Annotated in this window: 13 protein-coding genes and 1 riboswitch; of the genes, 6 read left to right on the top strand and 7 right to left on the bottom strand. The window is 49.0% G+C overall.

All coding sequences use genetic code 11. From position 1 onward, the window contains the following. Nucleotides 1-12: 12 nt before the first annotated feature. A complete protein-coding gene (odhB, locus tag ACFVRY_RS11125; protein WP_387500138.1) occupies nt 13-1,293 on the top strand; it encodes a 2-oxoglutarate dehydrogenase complex dihydrolipoyllysine-residue succinyltransferase in 1,281 nt (426 codons plus the stop codon). A 206-nt stretch (nt 1,294-1,499) separates the two neighbouring features. On the opposite strand, the gene ACFVRY_RS11120 is transcribed toward odhB, so the two are convergent. Then, a complete protein-coding gene (locus tag ACFVRY_RS11120; protein ID WP_387500136.1) occupies nt 1,500-2,138 on the bottom strand; it encodes a nitroreductase family protein in 639 nt (212 codons plus the stop codon). 119 nt (nt 2,139-2,257) lie between these two features. On the opposite strand from ACFVRY_RS11120, the gene ACFVRY_RS11115 reads away from it, so the two are divergent. Next, the gene (locus tag ACFVRY_RS11115; protein ID WP_387500134.1) at nt 2,258-2,617 is read left to right on the top strand and encodes a MerR family transcriptional regulator; all 360 of its coding nucleotides are present in this window, start codon (nt 2,258-2,260) and stop codon (nt 2,615-2,617) included. An 841-nt stretch (nt 2,618-3,458) separates the two neighbouring features. On the opposite strand, the gene ACFVRY_RS11110 is transcribed toward ACFVRY_RS11115, so the two are convergent. The 3 genes from ACFVRY_RS11110 to ACFVRY_RS11100 form a co-directional block, all read right to left on the bottom strand. Beyond that, nucleotides 3,459-4,766, bottom strand: coding sequence for an L-lactate MFS transporter (locus ACFVRY_RS11110; RefSeq protein ID WP_387500132.1), 1,308 nt, complete (start codon nt 4,764-4,766; stop codon nt 3,459-3,461). A gap of 124 nt (nt 4,767-4,890) precedes the next feature. Then, on the bottom strand, nt 4,891-5,622 hold the full coding sequence (locus tag ACFVRY_RS11105) for a LytR/AlgR family response regulator transcription factor (protein WP_387500130.1): 732 nt from the start codon (nt 5,620-5,622) through the stop codon (nt 4,891-4,893). After that, on the bottom strand, nt 5,619-7,283 hold the full coding sequence (locus tag ACFVRY_RS11100) for a LytS/YhcK type 5TM receptor domain-containing protein (RefSeq protein WP_387500128.1): 1,665 nt from the start codon (nt 7,281-7,283) through the stop codon (nt 5,619-5,621). Before ACFVRY_RS11100 ends, ACFVRY_RS11105 begins: the two co-directional genes overlap by 4 nt. Nucleotides 7,284-7,559: 276 nt before the next feature. Between ACFVRY_RS11100 and ACFVRY_RS11095 the strand changes: the two genes are divergently transcribed. Further along, nucleotides 7,560-8,159, top strand: coding sequence for a nucleotidyltransferase family protein (locus ACFVRY_RS11095; protein ID WP_387500126.1), 600 nt, complete (start codon nt 7,560-7,562; stop codon nt 8,157-8,159). A 32-nt stretch (nt 8,160-8,191) separates the two neighbouring features. Here ACFVRY_RS11095 and ACFVRY_RS11090 read toward each other — a convergent pair whose 3' ends face one another. Then, entirely contained in the window at nt 8,192-8,473 is a 282-nt protein-coding gene (locus ACFVRY_RS11090) for a hypothetical protein (protein WP_387500124.1), read from the bottom strand. Nucleotides 8,474-8,524: 51 nt separating this feature from the next. Then, entirely contained in the window at nt 8,525-9,961 is a 1,437-nt protein-coding gene (locus tag ACFVRY_RS11085; RefSeq protein WP_387500121.1) for an NAD(P)/FAD-dependent oxidoreductase, read from the bottom strand. A 183-nt stretch (nt 9,962-10,144) separates the two neighbouring features. Continuing rightward, a riboswitch (purine riboswitch) is annotated at nt 10,145-10,244 on the bottom strand. A gap of 195 nt (nt 10,245-10,439) precedes the next feature. On the opposite strand from ACFVRY_RS11085, the gene ACFVRY_RS11080 reads away from it, so the two are divergent. Then, a complete protein-coding gene (locus ACFVRY_RS11080; RefSeq protein ID WP_387500119.1) occupies nt 10,440-11,534 on the top strand; it encodes a GGDEF domain-containing protein in 1,095 nt (364 codons plus the stop codon). Between the two features lie 99 nt (nt 11,535-11,633). Here ACFVRY_RS11080 and ACFVRY_RS11075 read toward each other — a convergent pair whose 3' ends face one another. Further along, nucleotides 11,634-14,753, bottom strand: coding sequence for an EAL domain-containing protein (locus tag ACFVRY_RS11075; protein WP_387500117.1), 3,120 nt, complete (start codon nt 14,751-14,753; stop codon nt 11,634-11,636). Between the two features lie 256 nt (nt 14,754-15,009). On the opposite strand from ACFVRY_RS11075, the gene ACFVRY_RS11070 reads away from it, so the two are divergent. After that, nucleotides 15,010-15,153, top strand: a complete 144-nt coding sequence (locus ACFVRY_RS11070; RefSeq protein ID WP_175371995.1) for a hypothetical protein — start codon at nt 15,010-15,012, stop codon at nt 15,151-15,153. 197 nt (nt 15,154-15,350) lie between these two features. Next, nucleotides 15,351-17,684 carry a TPM domain-containing protein gene (locus ACFVRY_RS11065; protein ID WP_387500115.1) on the top strand — a complete coding sequence of 778 codons (2,334 nt, stop codon included), beginning with the start codon at nt 15,351-15,353 and terminating at the stop codon, nt 17,682-17,684. Nucleotides 17,685-17,686 lie beyond the last annotated feature (2 nt).

Genomic DNA, 17,686 nt, shown 5'->3' with positions numbered 1-17,686 from the left:
AGGTAGCGGCCTGTGTCTGAAATTAAAGTACCCGATCTAGGCGAATCCATTTCCGAAGGAACGATCTACAAGTGGCTGGTTAAAGAGGGCGATACCGTTGGTCAGGGTGATGTCCTGGCAGAACTGGAGACAGACAAAGTCAATCTTGAGATTAGTGCAGAGGAGGATGGTGTCATCTCCTCCATCCTGCGGCAAGCCGGCGAGAACGTAGCCGTTGGCGAAGCTATCGGCATCATCGGCGCGGCAGCAGCCGGCACGCCGAAAGCGGCCGAGGGCAGCAAGCCCGTGGCCGCACCGGAAGCGGCAGCGGAAGCTCCCGCACCCGCTGCAAGTGCCGCGCCCGTAGCTGTGGGCGCGGGCGACAGCTCCGCGGCCCTGGCTACGCCGGGGGCGCGCAAGCTGGCACGGGAGCGCGGCATCGCCCTCGGCGAGGTTAGCGCCCGTGACCCGATCGGCCGGATTGGTCAGGCCGATGTGAAGGACCATGGCGCAGCGAGTGCTGCTGCGCCAGCCGCTCCGGCGCCGCAAGGCAAGCCGGAGGCGGCAAAGCCGCTTGCGGCGCTGGGCAAAGCGTCGCACCCGGAGGACGGCAAAGCGACGGAGCGCAAGCGCATGTCGCGCAGACGGCTGACGATTGCCAGCCGCCTGGTGGAAGCGCAGCAGACAGCGGCGATGCTGACCACCTTCAACGAAGTGGATATGACGGCGATTCTGGATATCCGCAAGCGGCGCAAGGATAACTTCAAAGAGAAGCACGATGTCGGACTCGGCTTCATGTCCTTCTTCACCAAGGCCGTCATCGGCGCCTTGAAGGCCTATCCGATGCTCAACGCTGAGATCGACGGCGAGGATCTGTTGCTGAAGAAATACTATGATATCGGCATTGCCGTAGCTGCCAAGGAAGGCCTGGTCGTACCGGTCGTCCGCGATGCGGACCGGCTGAGCTTCCCGCAGATCGAGCGGGAAATTGGTGCGCTGGCCGCTAAAGCACGGGCTAACACGCTGAGCCTCACAGAGCTGCAAGGCGGCACATTCACAATTACTAACGGCGGAGTGTTCGGCTCACTGCTGTCGACGCCGATCCTCAATACACCGCAGGTCGGTATCCTCGGTATGCACAAGATCCAACTGCGCCCGATTGCTCTGGACGAAGAAACTACCGTCAACCGGCCGATGATGTATATCGCACTTTCTTATGACCACCGGATCGTCGACGGTTCCGAAGCCGTAAGCTTCCTGGTTAAAGTCAAGGAACTGCTGGAAGATCCGGAAGCGCTGCTGTTAGAGGGCTAAGTGCCATCATCCAACCTTGCGATGGGGTACCACCTATCAATTAAAAAGGAGATTTCCAGAGCAATGCTCCGGGAATCTCCTTTTTTGCCGCCATTTTTAAAGCTCTTGCTTAGTTCTGTACCTTAACCTTCCCAATGAAGGAAATTAACAACGACCGAAAGTCCAAACATTCAACGTGGCGACAACCAACCCTTAAGTAAGAATCTTTATCTCCAAAATGTAATCTTGTCAGAACTTAACCGCACGGTTTCATAACCTGCTTCCTTGGCTTTGCCTATGGAGATAATCATTACTGGAGCATAACGTTCTTCGTCTAAATCAAATGCTTTAGCTACCTGATCAACTTCAAAGCCTGCCATTGGATTCGTATCATACCCATGTGCACGTGCTACTAACATTAACTGCATGGCGAAAAGGCTGCTATCCATTTTTGCAACTTCAATTTTCACTTCTTTGGCTAGAGTTGGATACATCGACAGGATGGTTTTGACCTGGCTATCTCGTACATCAGCTGGCATTTTCCCTTGTTCCACAGCGGTGTTGTAAATTTCTTCGACATTTAAATAGCTATCAGTATCACCAAAAATTAATAGCATGGCTGATGAAGTATCGTTTTGTAACGTATTGAAGCGCACAAGAGGTCTTAGTTTTTCTTTTCCTTCGGGAGTGTCCACCACAACTACACGCCAAGGCTGCATATTTGCAGAGGACGGAGCCAAACTGGCTTCCGAAATTATTTCACTTAGCTCTTCTTTCGATATTTTAAAGTTCTCGTCATAATTACGAACAGAACGTCGGTCCTTGACTATACTGGCGAAATCATTATTTAGAGTATTATTAAACATAGACTCTCTCTCCTCTTGATAACGTTAGTTTTTTGACATTGTGTATGTCGTTCGTTATCATATTCGCATTATGAACTATAAACCTAAGTTTATAGCAACAAATAAAAGAGGTCATATATATGAAAATAAATGATGTTTCAAAATTAACGGATCTGCCCATATCAACATTGAGATTTTATGAACGTAAAAACCTAATTCCGGACATATTTCTGCAAAGAGATGCCAATAATTATCGTATTTATTCGGAGGAGATTGTTGAATTTCTGGAAGATGTGAAGGCACTTTTATCCGTGGGTTTTTCTATAGAGGAATTAAGTTTGCTAATCAGTCAAGAACTTAATTTGTCATATGAGGTAAAGAAACAAGTTGTTGAACAAAAAATCAAGGAAATTGAAGATGTCCAGAAGCGTTTGAAAAAGTCGAAAAAATTCTTACATGCCGTCTTGGAAGGAAAAGCAAATTTTCAAACAAAGTGTTAGAAATAAGCTGCCGGGCATACTGGACATAACTAATATAATAATAGCTTATTTTCTTAGTTATTTATTCAACTACCATTCCGCTTAGCTTTAGTGAAGAGAAGCCTGCGGGGCTCCATAACCATAGGGGGTATGAGAAGATCAATGGGGGCTAACCCACTACCTGACAGTGCTTTCTCTCAAGCTTGTGTAACAGCTTGTCTATCGCCAGCAGAACCAGCCGCACGAATACATAAATAAGAGCATTTTTGTACCTTAAATCGGCGGTAACGAAGCGGGAACATTCATTAGGGGCATTTTTGTATGTTAATTCTTCGGGTATATCACCTTTTTAGGGATTTGTAAGAAAATAAGGTACAAAAATGCTCTTTTTACCTTTTTTACGCTAAAATTATAAATATAAGGTACAAAAATGCCGTTATTTAAACACTGAGTCGGCTTTGGAAAAAGAAACGTTACACGGAGAAAAACGGCGGCAAGGTAACTGCAGCAGCATAGGCGATTAAGTGAAAGGGTGATTAAGTGAACGCTTGGATCTTCTGATTCACTGAATCTGTGTGCCAGTCCCATATTGTGCGCGTCACTTCAGTTCCCAGTTCAGCCCTCGGTAAATACTCGGTAAGCTCTCGATAAGCCCTAAATTTAGTTACTGGTTTAATCACGAATAGGTTGCGATTTTCCGGTAACTTTTTACTGTACAGTAAGCTTTAAAGCCATTGTTAATATTTCTTTAAAGCAAAAATAGAGAAGATTAGCCACATAATGAACTAACCTTCCTCTATTTAGGTGTTACCTTTTGTTACTCTGTCTCTGTAATTAGGCCAACATCACAATCTGTATATGGTTAAGCTGTCCCCCCGTAAGGTTTCAGACTCAATCCCTTCTCTGTCTTCTCTTTCTGCACCGGCGGCTTCAGGGAAATTGCGATGATCGAAGCCAGCAGACACAAGAGACCAATCACGATAAAGGTAGGTTTGAACCCGCCAAGCAAAGCAGCAATAAATGATCCAGATAAAGCTCCGATACCAAAGCCTTGATACACGATGCCGTAGTTCTTGCTGTGATTCTTCAGGCCGAAGAAGTCACTGACAATGGCCGGGAACACCGTAATGTTGCCGCCGAAGCAGAAGGCAATTGCTGCCACACAGGCGAAGAACAGGCCAAAGCTCAGGTGAGCCAAGCTAAGCGTCAGCATCGCCGCAGCGGTTACTACGAGTGATGCGCCAACCAGCTTCAAGCGGCTCATTTTATCAGACAATGCTCCAAGGATCAGGCGTCCGCTAGTATTGAAAATCGCGATCATTGCCACCGCATTGGCTGCTGTCTGCACATCAAGTCCAGCCAGCTTCACGCCGATATCCTTGACGATGCCGATCAGATAAAGGCCGCTCATACAAGCGGTGAAGAAAATAATGAACAGCAGATACGCTTCTTTGGTGCGAAGCATTTCCTTGACAGTATAGTCCTTGGCACCAGCCGGAACACCCGAAGTGGCGGTAGAAGATACGCCTGTCCGCATTCCTGCAGGGACCACACTCGCTGAAGATTGTCCAACAGCTGGCACAGCGGCTGGCGCGGCAGCTTCTCTGATCAGCAGCGAGCCAATAACAACCATAACCATCACAATCATTCCCCAGTAAAGGAATGTGTTAGATACACCGACCGATTCGATCAGACTGCCATTTATATATTTGAACACCAGACTTCCTGTCCCGTAAGCACCAACAGATACGCCGGAAATTAAACCTTTATTTTTTGGAAACCATTTGATCAAGTTAGATAAAGAAGTAATATAAGCCGTTCCGTCCGCATAGCCGACAATCAATCCTGCCAGCAAATAGAACATCGGGAGAGAACTTGCCTGTGAACTGAGCATTAGCCCCAGTCCTAACACGATCCCTGCGGTCCCAGTCAGTCTGCGGAGACCGAACCTGTCCTGCAGCTTGCCCGCGAACAGCGTGGCGAAAGCCAGCGCGAAGCTGGTAATGGAAAAAGTTATTGCGACGGAGCTAAGCTCCCATCCGAATTTGGATACCAGTTGTGCATTGAACAAGCTCCAGGTATAGATCGTACCCAAACCCATTTGCATAATGACGGTACCTAGTACAATAAGCCATCGTTTGGCACTTTTGTTATCCGTAGTTGTAGTCATGGCCGTTTCCTTCTTTCTCTCGTTGGTCGCTGCAAGAGCCTCTATTGCCTCTTCATTGTAGCGAAAGTAACACCGCTTGAGAGAAATACGGAATGAGATGACTGAAATGGGGAATGAAATGCGCTTACAACCGCATGATCTGCCTGAATTCCTTGACCCGACTACGACTAACCGGCACTTCAAAGTCCAGATCACGCAGGCGCAGCAGATACGTATTGTTAAACCAAGGAATGATTTCCTTGATCTTCGACAGGTTGACTAAGTAGGAACGGTGACAACGAAAAAATCGGTCCTGCGGCAGCCGGGCATGAAAATCACTGATACTGAGCGCCATACTGTATTCTTCACTTTTGGTCATCACACTGGTGGTCTTCTCCTGTGCGGAAGCGTAATAAATGTCATCTGCATCCACCACGATGATTTTCTCGTTTTTCCATAGGTTTACCTTATCACTGAGTGGATTACGTTCACCTTCTTCGTCCTGCCGACCACGGGCGGCATAGGCTGTCTCCAGCTTGTGCAGCATGGCTTTGATCCGCACCTCGCTGTACGGCTTCAGAATGTAATCGAACGCTTCTATCTCAAACGCCTCGGCGGCATGCTCTTTGTACGCAGTGATGAACACAATATAAGGTTTCACCGAGAACTTGCTAATATTCTGCGCGAGCAGCACCCCATCGATGGAAGGAATGTTGATATCCAGAAAAAGCACATCTGCCTCCTGGTTATGCAAATATTTCAATGCATCCAGTCCGTCCTCAAATTCGGCGGTAATTTCGATTCCGCTATGCGCCTCGATCAGGAAGGCCAACTCTTGTCTCGCCAGTTCTTCATCCTCTACAATTATCGCTCTCATCGGTTCTCCTTTTTGACATCAAAATAAATGTCCGTTCCTTTGTTAAGTCGGTGGATCGTCAGTCCGTGCCCATAAATCAGCTTCACCCGCTGGTGTACATTGTATAGTCCAATCTTGTTCTCCGGCATATCGCCACTGTAGACCTTCGCGATCGTCTCTTCAGCAATTCCGACTCCGGTATCGCGGATACCGACCCGTACCGTATCGCCCTGATCTTTTAGCGAAATGGTCACGGTACCCTTCCCTTTTTCTTTCAAAATCCCGTGTACAATGGCATTCTCCACAAGCGGCTGAATAATGAGACTTGGAATGCGCACCTCCACCTCATCGTCGATATCATAGAGCACTGTTAGGCGGCTGCCGAAGCGCGCTTTTTCAATCTCCACATATTGCTGGACCTGCTGCAACTCCTTGTTAATATCAATGAATTCATCTGTCAGTTCCAGATTATACCGCATATACCCGGACAGATTCACGATCAGCTCCCGTGCTTTATCCGGATTGATTCGAATCGAGGAGATGATCGCATTCAGTGCATTGAATAGAAAATGAGGGTTGATGCTTGTCTGTAACGCCTTCAGCTCTGCCTTGTTCGCCATCTCCTTGATGCCTTCCACACGTGATACTTCCATCAGCGTAGAAATCATCTGCGACAGTCCCACGGCCATAGCCTGCAGGGAATACGTAATCTTATGAGCTTTAGTGTAGTAGATCTTGAGTGCCCCCGTCACCTCACCCTTCTCCTTAAGCGGGATAATAATCAGCGATTTGATCAGCGGGTTCGTATGATCGGTATCATTGTTCCGGATCGTGATCTCGCCGCTGGACAGCGTCTGCTTGGTCTCGTCGCTAATAATCTCGCTGGTCTCGGCATAATACTCTTCCCCTATACCGACATATGCGCGAATCAATCTGGTATCAGTAATAGCTACAGCGTCAGCTCCGATATCCTCCTTAATAATCTGGCAAATGGTATGGAGGGATTCGTGATTGATGTTGCGAAAATACGGTAGTGTTTTGTTAGCGATATCGAGTGCGAGCTTGGATTGCTTGGCGGCTATCCGTTCCTTTTCCCCTTCCACACTCTGGATCAGCATAACGATCAAGCCCACACTTACTTGGCCAACAATCATCGGAAAAGCGATCTTGGACACGATGTCCACACCAAGTGAGGTTGGCTGCGCCATCACTAGAATGAGCACCATTGTCAGCGCCTCACAGGCCATCCCGGCGAGAATGCCGGCGATCCAGCGCCGTTCAACAGAGCTACGACGATAAATGATACCGGACACTACCCCCGCGATCACACTCGTGATGAGACAAGGAACCGAGGTTACCCCACCAATGTCGATTAGAAAGCGGTGCACACCCGAGATGAGCCCGGTAATCAGCCCTACCCAAGGGCCAAACAGAATCCCTCCGGCCATAATGGCAATGATCCGCACATTCACAAGCGAGCCTTCCACGTTAATGCCGCTGTACGTACCGAAGATGGCGAACAGGCTGAATACCACCGTTACAATCGCCAGTTCCTGTGGAGCGTAAGCACCTTTTTGAAAAATCTCTTTAAACCGCGGCAGACGGGTCAGTACGAACAAACACATCAGCAGTAGCGCGGCTCTTTCGAATAATTGCATCAGAATAGTAAACGTGTGCTGCATAGTCACGGCCCCCAAGGATAATATATCGGTCATTATAGTTATAGTTCTCGCCACTGTCCAATTGCAGCCCGAATCTGTACATCCTTCGGTACTCTATAAAGGTCCAGGCAAACTATAGGCAGTAAGCAATGGAACTGGGAACTGATCATCCTTTTTTCCACTGGCAACATCCTCGTTCAGATTTATAATGAATACATAGCGGTAACGCTGACGGGCCATTAGAGCAGTTAACTGGGGGAAACTTGCTGGAAGCTTACAATAACGGAGGCGATAACTATGAAAATACACAATGAGGAAGATATCCTGCGACTTGTCCAAAACGACCCGTGGATGATGGGGGTACTGGAAAAATCCAGCCTACTCCATTTACCGGATTGGTGGGCTTGCGCAGGGTTTGTACGATCTAAAATTTGGGACACGCTCCATGGATTTGCGGAAAGAACACCTTTGCCGGATGTTGATATTGTCTATTTTGACCCTTCTAATCTTGATGAAGCTGAGGAGAAACGATTGGAGGAGCAACTAAGAAGCATAGACCCTACAATCCCATGGTCGGTTAAAAATGAAGCGCGAATGCATCTGATCAATAGTATGCCCCCTTTCTCATCTTCCACGGACGCGATCTCGAACTTTACAGAGACTGCAACTGCGCTTGGGCTTAGCTTAGACGAAGAGGGGCAAGTCATCCTGACCGCTCCACACGGGATCGAGGATGCGGTGAATATGGTGTTACGACCGACGCCACATTTTGCAGCAGACAAGGAACGTCACCCAATCTTTGAAGAGCGGATCGCGCGTAAAAACTGGCAGCAGACCTGGAGTCAGCTCCGACTAAACACTCCAAGTGCTGTTAGTGATTTTCCTACCCTTGAATAGATAGCCCATTTCACTTAGGTCAAGTGTCAATACTAATGTATAGGCATATTATGCAGTATTAAAAAACGAAAGGAGTACATCCATGAGACAAGAAAACCATGGATCTCAAGGATTTCAGCCAAGAGATCCCCAAACACAATATTATGGCCATGAACATACACAGCACCCCCATCCTCACCCCTATCCCTCGCCCCATCCTTATTTTCATATTTACAGTTCCCCTGAGGGTATTCACCACATTCACCACCACCATCATCATCATCACCACCATTACACCACGCGAGAGCAAGATACTCATCAATAACGATATTCAAAAAGGGACCGGCAATGAGCAGAATATATGCTCAGAAGCCGATCCCTTTATTTTATATTCCCGCCCGTTCAACCATGCCGCGAGCAATCCATACCCCGGCAGCTCCAGCCTGTGCCAGACCGCGGGTAATACCCGCGCCGTCTCCACCGCAATAAAGTCCAGATATTTCCGTCTCCATCGCTTCCGTAAGCTTAGGACGCGCAGAGTAGAATTTTGCTTCCACACCGTAGAAGAGTGTGTGCTCGGAAGCAATTCCCGGCGTGACCTTCTCCAGCGCCTCTACCATTTCGATTAGGCTCTTCATGGTGTTGTACGGCAGCACCAGTCCCAAATCACCCGGCACCGCTTCCTTCAGCGTCGGTTCCAGGAATCCTTCGCTGATCCGTGTTTCCGTAGAGCGCCGTCCACGCAGGATGTCACCATACTTCTGTACGATAACGCCACCACTGGAAAGATCATTGGCTCTTTTGCAGATTTCGCGGGCATATTCGTTCGGCTTGTCGAACGGGTCTGTGAACTTATGCGACACCAGCAGGGCAAAATTCGTATTCTTGGAGCCAAGTGCCGGATCTTTATAGGAGTGTCCATTCGCTGCCATCACCCCGCTGTGATTCTCCACCACCACATGACCGGACGGGTTACTGCAGAAGGTACGGACACGCGTACCCACAGAAGTATTGAAAATGAACTTCCCTTCATAGAGATGCTCGTTAATCTCTTGCATCACGACATCCGATGTTTCCACCCGAACGCCGACGTCCACCTGATTGTTGTACATCTTCAGACGGCGCTTCTTCAGCACCTCAGTCAACCATGCTGAGCCATCACGGCCCGGCGCAACCATGACTAGATTAGCCTCGTAGCTCTCGCCGTTCTTCATGGAAATGCCAGTCACCCGGTGGGTTCCATCCTCTTTGACCGTAATCAGGTCCTGTACTTCTGCTTTAAACACCATATCGACACGTGTTTTCAGATATTCATATATAGATTTTAGAATTTCAAGGTTTTGTTCTGTTCCCAAATGACGCACCTGAGCCCGCAACAGCTTCAATCCGGCCGCATAGCCACGCTGCTCGATATCTCGGATACTGTCCGTCGTAGGATCGGTAATTAGATCAGTGGCCCCATGCTCCAGGTTAATCCCGTCCACATAGTTGATTAACTCGAGCACCTTGGAAGGCGCTAGATAATCCGTCATCCACCCGCCGAACTCGGTTGTGATATTAAACTTGCCATCACTGTAAGCGCCCGCGCCCCCAAAACCAGCGGTAATCGAGCAAGCTGGCAAACAACCTGCAAACTCCTTACGACCAGAGGCTGGCGGACAGAGCTTGATTTTCTCCTCCAGAATCGGACAACTGCGGCGATAAATATCATGACCTTTATCCACCAGCAGCACCTTCCAATGCGGGGCCTTGCGCGTCAGCTCATAGCAAGCGAATATCCCGGCCGGACCGGCACCAACGACAATTACATCATATTTACTCATTTGTTCCTCCCAAGAAGATAAGGCTTCTCCGTCCTTGATGCGGACGTTACACGTTCTCACAATATGATTATTCTGTGTGTTTTTTTGGCAAAATTACAGCGGGAACCGGGCATCTGTACAGTCCAACCTTTGCTTGCCAGAACGATCAGCAGCAACAACAAAAATCCCGCCTACTTCATAGGTATGCCAAAGCATCCTATTCGTAGCCAGGAATTTACGGTTCCCTGTAGAGACCCCCAAACCCTATCTTCGGGGATATACGAACATCCAATACGAATTTTATATAAAACATACGAATGTGTCAAGTTTAATTATCAATTATAGTTCGCTTATAATTAAATATAGATCAAAATTATCCTATAAAAATTTATTTTAAACACCAAAACCCGAACATTGATCCTATGGCAAGCTCCAGAAGGAAACGATAGATTCTTGTCGAATATATAAGTATATTGCCACTTGAAAAGAGGAACATCTTATGCAGTCCCTACTACAAAATCCTCGCGAAAAATATTGGAATCGCATGCTGCTGAATGCTTTCTGGGTTACTCTCCTGGTCTATTTCGCCAGTCAGTTGCTCGTTTTGATGGTCATGGGCAATGGCAGGCTGCTGATTTCGGAGAGGGAATATATTCATATCCGTATGGTACTTCCCGATTCCATGATCCTGGTGCTGCTTCTGCTGCTTGAAGGGATATATCGCTGGAAACCCACCTTTTCGGAGATCTCGATTATTGCGGCCAGTCATGTGTACGCCATGATAATCATTCTACATATCTCATCGGAAGTAACCGTGGAGCCGTTCATTCTGCTGATACCACTACTTGTATCCATGATCTATCTGAAGAGTTGCTATCTGATCGGATCTTCCGTGATTTGTCTGATCTATTTAGCCGTATTATTCGGATCGGGTGCGAATTATAACTACATAGAGTACACCGAGAATATTATCATCATTACCATATTTGCGGGCACCTCACTGGCCGGGTTCGCAATCATCGGACGTGGGCGGGACTTGATTCAATCACTGGAAAATTCAGAGAAGTCAGAGCAGGATCTGCGAATACAGAATATCATCATGGACCGCTTGTCCAAGATTGATCCTTTGACAGATTTGTACAATCATAAGACCTTCCACGAATATCTGGGCTGGCTGATTGAGCATCAGCAGAGTAACCCATTCCCGATGCAACTGGCGGTTTTGGATATCGACAACTTCAAACAGGTCAATGACAGATTCGGGCATTGGGTCGGAGATATCGTGCTGAAGCATGTGGCAGCCGTTGTCCTCAAGCACATCTGTACCGATGATTTTGCCGCACGTTACGGTGGAGAGGAATTTGTTGTGATCTTGAATGCCAAGCCTTTCGAAAGCTCACGCGAAATTATGGAAAAGATCCGTGCGGAAATTGCCGCTCACCCCATCGAGGTGATGGGGGGGCAGGTTATCACCGTGAGCATAGGCATGCATGATTTTGCTGGTGCCGACTCCAAGAGCTATGTGTTCCAGAAAGCCGATGATGCATTGTACCAGGCGAAGAAATCAGGGAAAAATCGGATTATAACTCTCTGAACCCTCACAAAAAGAACGAGCCCTCCAACCAGGAGTAGCTCGTTCTTTTTGGTTTTATACTGCATACACGCCTTATCAAGGGGCTTTCCTGTCTATTTCTCAGAAGTAACGCTCGACCTCCAGCAGCTTGCCTACACCGCGTCCGGGAACCGGGCGACTGATGAGATAGCCCTGCACCTTATCACAACCAGACTCCTTAAGGAATGCCAGCTGCCCGTCCTCCTCTATACCCTCTGCAACCACTTCCAGCCCCATCTTATGACCCAACTGAACAATAATCTGAACAAAGGACTGGCTGTAGGTACTATCTGATAGAGAGTCTATAAAAGCCTTGTCTATTTTGAGTGTCGAAATCGGCAACTGCTGCAAATAGCTCAGCGAGGAATAGCCTGTACCGAAGTCATCGAGCGCGATGAGAATCCCGCATGATTTCAGATACTCCAGCTTGGTAACCATACTTTCGAAGGATTCCATAAAGATAGACTCGGTGATCTCCAGCTCCAGACATTCCGGCTGTAATCCGGTCTCCTGTAGCGTATTCAGCACCACATCAACGAAATCATCTTGCAGCATTTGAATCACAGAGATATTCACCGATATCTTGTAGGGAATGCCTACCCGATCATGCACATCCTTCATGAAGCGGCAGGCTTCACGCAGCACCCACTCCCCGATATAGGTAATCAGTCTGGAATCCTCAGCAACCTTGATAAAATCAAGCGGAGAAACGAAACCCAGCACCGGATTGTTCCAGCGTATCAAGGCTTCAAAGCCGGAAATTAGACCCGTACGAATATCCACCTGTGGCTGATAGTGCAGCTCAAACTCATTGTTTTTCATAGCACTCCGCAGATGTTTCTCGATGTTCATCCGTTCATTAAAAGCCTTTTGCATCGACTTATCGTATACGGCATATCTGCCTTTGCCCTCTTCCTTGGCCCGATACATGGCCACGTCAGCATTCTTCAGCATTTCCTCTGTTGTACTCCCGTCCTCGGGGTAAAAAGAAATTCCGATGCTAACCGTAACGTACAGTTTGCTCTCTCCGATCAGGAAGGATCTTTTGAAAGCCTGCATAATCTTTTCGGCCAGATCGAAAATGGCATCCCTATCCTGAATATCCTTGAGGAAAATCACAAACTCGTCTCCCCCTAGCCGGGAGAGCATTCCCCCTTCACCCACCAGCGATTGCAACCGCTCGCTGGCCTTGCGAATCAGTACATCCCCAAACTTGTGGCCGAGTGTATCATTGATATATTTGAAATTGTCCGTATCAACAAATAGCAGTGCCGCTGACCCTCCCAGCTTCCGAAAATACTTCTCCATCGCCTCCAGCAGGCTGGCACGGTTCGGCAGATCGCTAAGCGAGTCAATATAGGCCAGACGGTGCATATTCTTCTGATTCTCCAGCAAAAGCTCGTACTGGCCCATAAGCTCTTGCTGGGTCGCTGTAAGCTGCTCATAGGTCGCTTCAAGCTCCTGATAGCTATTGTTCAGCTTGAGTTCCACCTGTTTGCGATTGCTGATGTCAATCAGTGAGCCAAGGAACAGGAGGATTTTGTCCCGCGGGTCGACAATCGCTTTACCCCTGACCTCAAACCAGATATAGTTCCCTTCCTTGGTCCGCATTCGATATTCTGTCTCATAAATAGGAGTGAGTCCAGCCAAATGCTCCTGACGAGCTTTATTCGACGACGCCTGCTCATCAGGATGAATGATGCTGAGCACACCGCCTTCATAGGAATTGATTTCTTCCTCGGTGTAGCCCATCACCTCAAACCAGCGGTCCGAAAGCCTATAGTAACCGCTCTCCCAGTCCAGTTCCCACATATAAGCCCCGGAGCCTTCGGAAGCTAACCGGAACCGGCGCTCGCTGATGCGTAATTTATCGAATTGATCCTGCAGTTCCTCTTCGGTTGCCGCCAATTCTTCGTATGTAGATTCCAGCTCTTCATAGCTCTGTTGGAGTTTGAGTTCATTTTGCTTGCGGATATCAATATCAAGGCCAGCAAGCACAAAGATATCTTCAGCCTGACGATCCAGCCCCTTGATTAGTGTAGTGCGGATGGTAAAATATCGGCCTTCCGGATCCCCCTCGGGAAGCTTCAGCTCGACATCGCTGACGTACTCCAGCTTCACTGCTCGCAGCAGCAGGTCTCTAAGCGTTGCCAAATTACCCTCAAGACCAGCCAGATCCTCAATGCTTGTGCCCAGTATCTCCCGCTCACAAAGTCCTGTTAGCCTTTCAGCGTAATAGTTGAATCGCACAATTTTTTTGTCGCCATGAACAGCCCAAATCATCATGCCTGTATTCTCGATGACATCCTCGAAAAATTGCTGCTCTGCATGGATCAGCCTGCGCAGGCGATTAACATACATTTTCAGCAGAAAAGCACCAAGCACCATTAGGCAAAGGGCAATGATCACGCCAGCAACCACCTGAGTGAGCATCTTATCTCTGTAGCTATCGGAATGGGAGAAAAAGTATTGCTGGTACAGCTCTTCGAATGCCCCTGATTGCTTAAGCCGTTCCAATCGACTGTTCAAATAAGGGACAAGATCCGGTTTGGACTTGCTTACCCCGATAGCCACATTCACCGGGTAAAGATCACTGAGTTTGTGGACGATGGTACCAGTCAGACCCTGGTCGACAATCAGGTAATCGACAACCCCCTGGTTCTCGAACAGCAGATCTACTTCACCTTTTTTTAGCGCGTCCAGTGCAGCAGGTATAGTAGAATATGTTATGTATTGTTTGATGTTTGCTTTATCGCGGAGCATGGTCTCGGTGTATTGGTTCTTGCCTACAGCGATCTTGTAGCGGCCTAATGTGTTCAGAGTGACTTCTTCCTTGAGGGTCTGGCGGGCGTACACGGAGATTTTACTCTTGAATACAGGCACCGAGAACAGAGCCTCCTGCTTTCGCTCATCGGTAACGACCATCAACCCTGTGGTATCAATCTCGCCATGGGTCAGCCGTTCATACACATCTCCCCAATCGCCGGTGCTGTAGTGAACGAGATACCCCTGCTTGTCAAAAATCATGCTGATCAAATCAACATCAAAGCCGGTCAGATAGCCGTTCTGTATGTATTTGTAGGGGGGATAGTTCAGTTCGGCCTGGTATTTAATCTCCTGTCGCTGACCATGAGCAGCGGCTGCAGGAAACGTGAAGATAAGCAGAATACTAATTAGAAGCAGAAATGCACATCGCTTCATCGCAAGTTCTCCTTTTTCCAAAATTAAATAACAGCCCTATCTCCAGCTTTATTCGACAAAAAATGGTAAGGTTCCTGCAAGTTCCCTGTGGGGTGAATAGAAAATGTGCAACGGAAAGAAAAGATCTTCAATTTTGTATTGATTTTTAACTCTAAAATGTGGATAATAACAAATATGGTTGATAATGATTATCATTATTGAAATAAGCAGATTATTCAAACTGACTATAATTGAGTACAAAGGAGACTGAACACCGATGAGCGCAGCCACTTCCCGGACGACACTTCAGGTTGACGATTACCTGGACCTGCTCAATCTTGCCGTAAAAGTCGGCGATCTGAAATGGCAGAAGGAAATCAAATCCAGACTGCAATACATCCTCTGTCTGCAATCCAAATAAAGACCTGACAGCCGCATTCCCTTTCCGGGGATGCGGCTTTTTTTGTGCGCGATCGGCGGAAACCAACTACGGCTGGATCCCGTAGTGTTAAAGATATGTAGGCCGCAGCAGTGGAACAACAGATGGTTCATTATATAGTATAATATTCAACATAATATAGGGTGTGTTAATGTCCCTAGAGATCGGAGTGTGCCATCTTGAAGAGATTTATACTGTTGTTCTTGATGATCAGCCTTTTATGGGTACCAGGTGTCTTTGCCGCAGACGTTCCTGCACAGGGATCGAATCCAGTTCAGGATGAAGCGGGATTGCTGGATAGCCGTGATATAACGGCCATTTCCAAAGTTACCGCAGGCGAAGCCTTTACCTTTCATGTCCTGACTGTGGACTCCACGGAAGGGATGTCTGCTGCCGATTACGCCAATGACGTCTTTAATTCCTGGGGTCTGGCCGCCAGGGATGTGCTACTGCTCATTTCTGTTCAAGATCATGATGTTCAGCTAGTCTTCGAGAATCCGCCATTGCAAGCCGCCATTAACACGTGGGCAAAAGGCAAGGGTGCAGCTAGCGGAAGCGCCGCCCTTACCAAACTGCTGGATACGTATTTCATTCCCTCCGCTAAAAATGGAGACTTTACCGAAGGCATCACCTCCCTCTTGAGCGCTGTGCAACAGATTGGCCGTGCGGGAAGTAATAGCGGCGCGGCGCATTCCGGAAGTGGAGCCTCCGCCGGGTCGCAGGGCTCTGGCTCGGCAGGGACAGGATCAACATCTGGATCACACGGTTCCGGAGCGGCAGGGACAGGATCAGCCGCATTGAAGAACAGCAGCTCGGGATCATCGACCGCGGTCCGGGCCGCAGTATTCATCGGAGCAGTGCTCTTGCTTGGCGCCTTGCTCCTCCTGCTGACAGGACTACGCCGCAGCAAGCAGCTCAGCGAGCAGAAAGAACAGCTCTCCAGCCTGCTAGTACAGACCAACCAGGCTTTGGAATCCCTGAATCCGTTCCAAGGAATCGTCCAAGGCAAGACGGGCGCGCTGGTCGAAGCAATTTCCAGCCGCCTATCTACCCGCCTTGTAGACATCTCCGCACGTGCAGGCCAAGATGCTAAACCTGCTCTATACCGCTTGAGAGAGCTACAGAAAGCCTTGGAGAAGCTCCGGCAAGACAATGGGGCCTTCCGCGCAGCACTCGAAGAAGATGAGAAGCAAATTGAGGTCATCAGTGAGGCCGACCGTCATGTGAAGCAACGCATCACTACCCTTAAGAAGGACATCCCCGAGCTGGACGAAGCTCTGCAAGTCCTGATCGGGAAGACCGGCTATAGCCTGCAAACGATGGTCCAGGATCTCCAGACCTTGGCTGAGAAAGCAGCCAAAGCCGATCAGTTGGAGCTATTCGACCCCATTGCCGCCCAGGAATTCACAGAGGATGCTCAGAAAAGACAGACAAAAATCGGGAAAGACCTGCAAGATGTGAGCGTATATAACGATAAGCTAAAAGCATTCTCCGGGGTGCTGTCTGACACCCGAACAACGATTTCCACACTGATCGTGCAGCATTCCCTACAGAATATGAAGGTCAGACCCTATGACCATCTGGAACAGGCCGAAGCGCAAGCTGAAACGATCAAGCCCCCACTCCAAAGTGGGGACATGGATGAGGTGCGCAGCATCGCCGCCCGGATGGACCTGCTTCTGGCAGAGGCTGTGGCAATGACAGAGCGGCAGGGACAGATCCGGGGGCAGAATCAGCGGGATCTCGAGACGGTTCGCACGAACTGGGTTCGCCTGAAGCAGCGGCGGGATGAACTGCAAAGCCGCAGCCGCGATGCCGGAGGCCGGTTCGCGGAGCAGCATCTGGCGAGTGCCCGTGAGGCGCTAACCGAATGGGATACGCGCCTGCGGGAAGGTGCGGGCGAAGTACCGCAGATCGAGACCTGGACTAGCGATGAGCGCGGGGAATTCGATCAAGCGCGCAGCGGTCTTGACCGCCTTCTGTCGCTTCAGGATGAAGCCTCCGCGCAGTTTAGCGACATCTCTGAGGGACTGGATGCCCTGAATAGCCGGTTGGACAAAATCAACCGGCTGCTCGCGGAAGGGCCCGCCAGGGTCGATGCCGCGCAAAGCTTACTACAGCGGAACGGTCTGGCCCGCCGGGCGCGTTCTCATAATCCGCTAATTGCCGATTATGAGAAGCTGACACTGCGGCTGGTCTCACCGCCATTTCACCTGGATGAACTGGAGACGCTCGCCCGATCCTATGAGGCGTCAATCAGCGCCTTTGTAGAGGAGGCGAATCGGCTCGTCCGTCAGAAACAAGAGCAGGAACGTCAGGCTGCAATGGCACTGTTACTTGAGCAGCAGCGGCAACAACAGCAACAAGCCCAACACAATAATAATTCGTTAGGAGGCGGAAACCATTCCTCTGGCGGCTCCTCATGGGGCGGCGGAGACAGCAACAGATCTTCGGGTGGTTCCTCTTGGGACGGCGGAGGCAACGACAGATCCTCCGGCGGTTCCAAATGGTAAAT

Origin of the sequence: Paenibacillus sp. NPDC057934 (assembly GCF_042887565.1) — a bacterium.
In the GTDB taxonomy this organism is placed as follows: Bacteria; Bacillota; Bacilli; order Paenibacillales; family Paenibacillaceae; genus Paenibacillus_AQ.
Note: the sequence above shows the minus strand (reverse complement) of the source record. Positions and strands in the feature narration are given on the sequence as shown.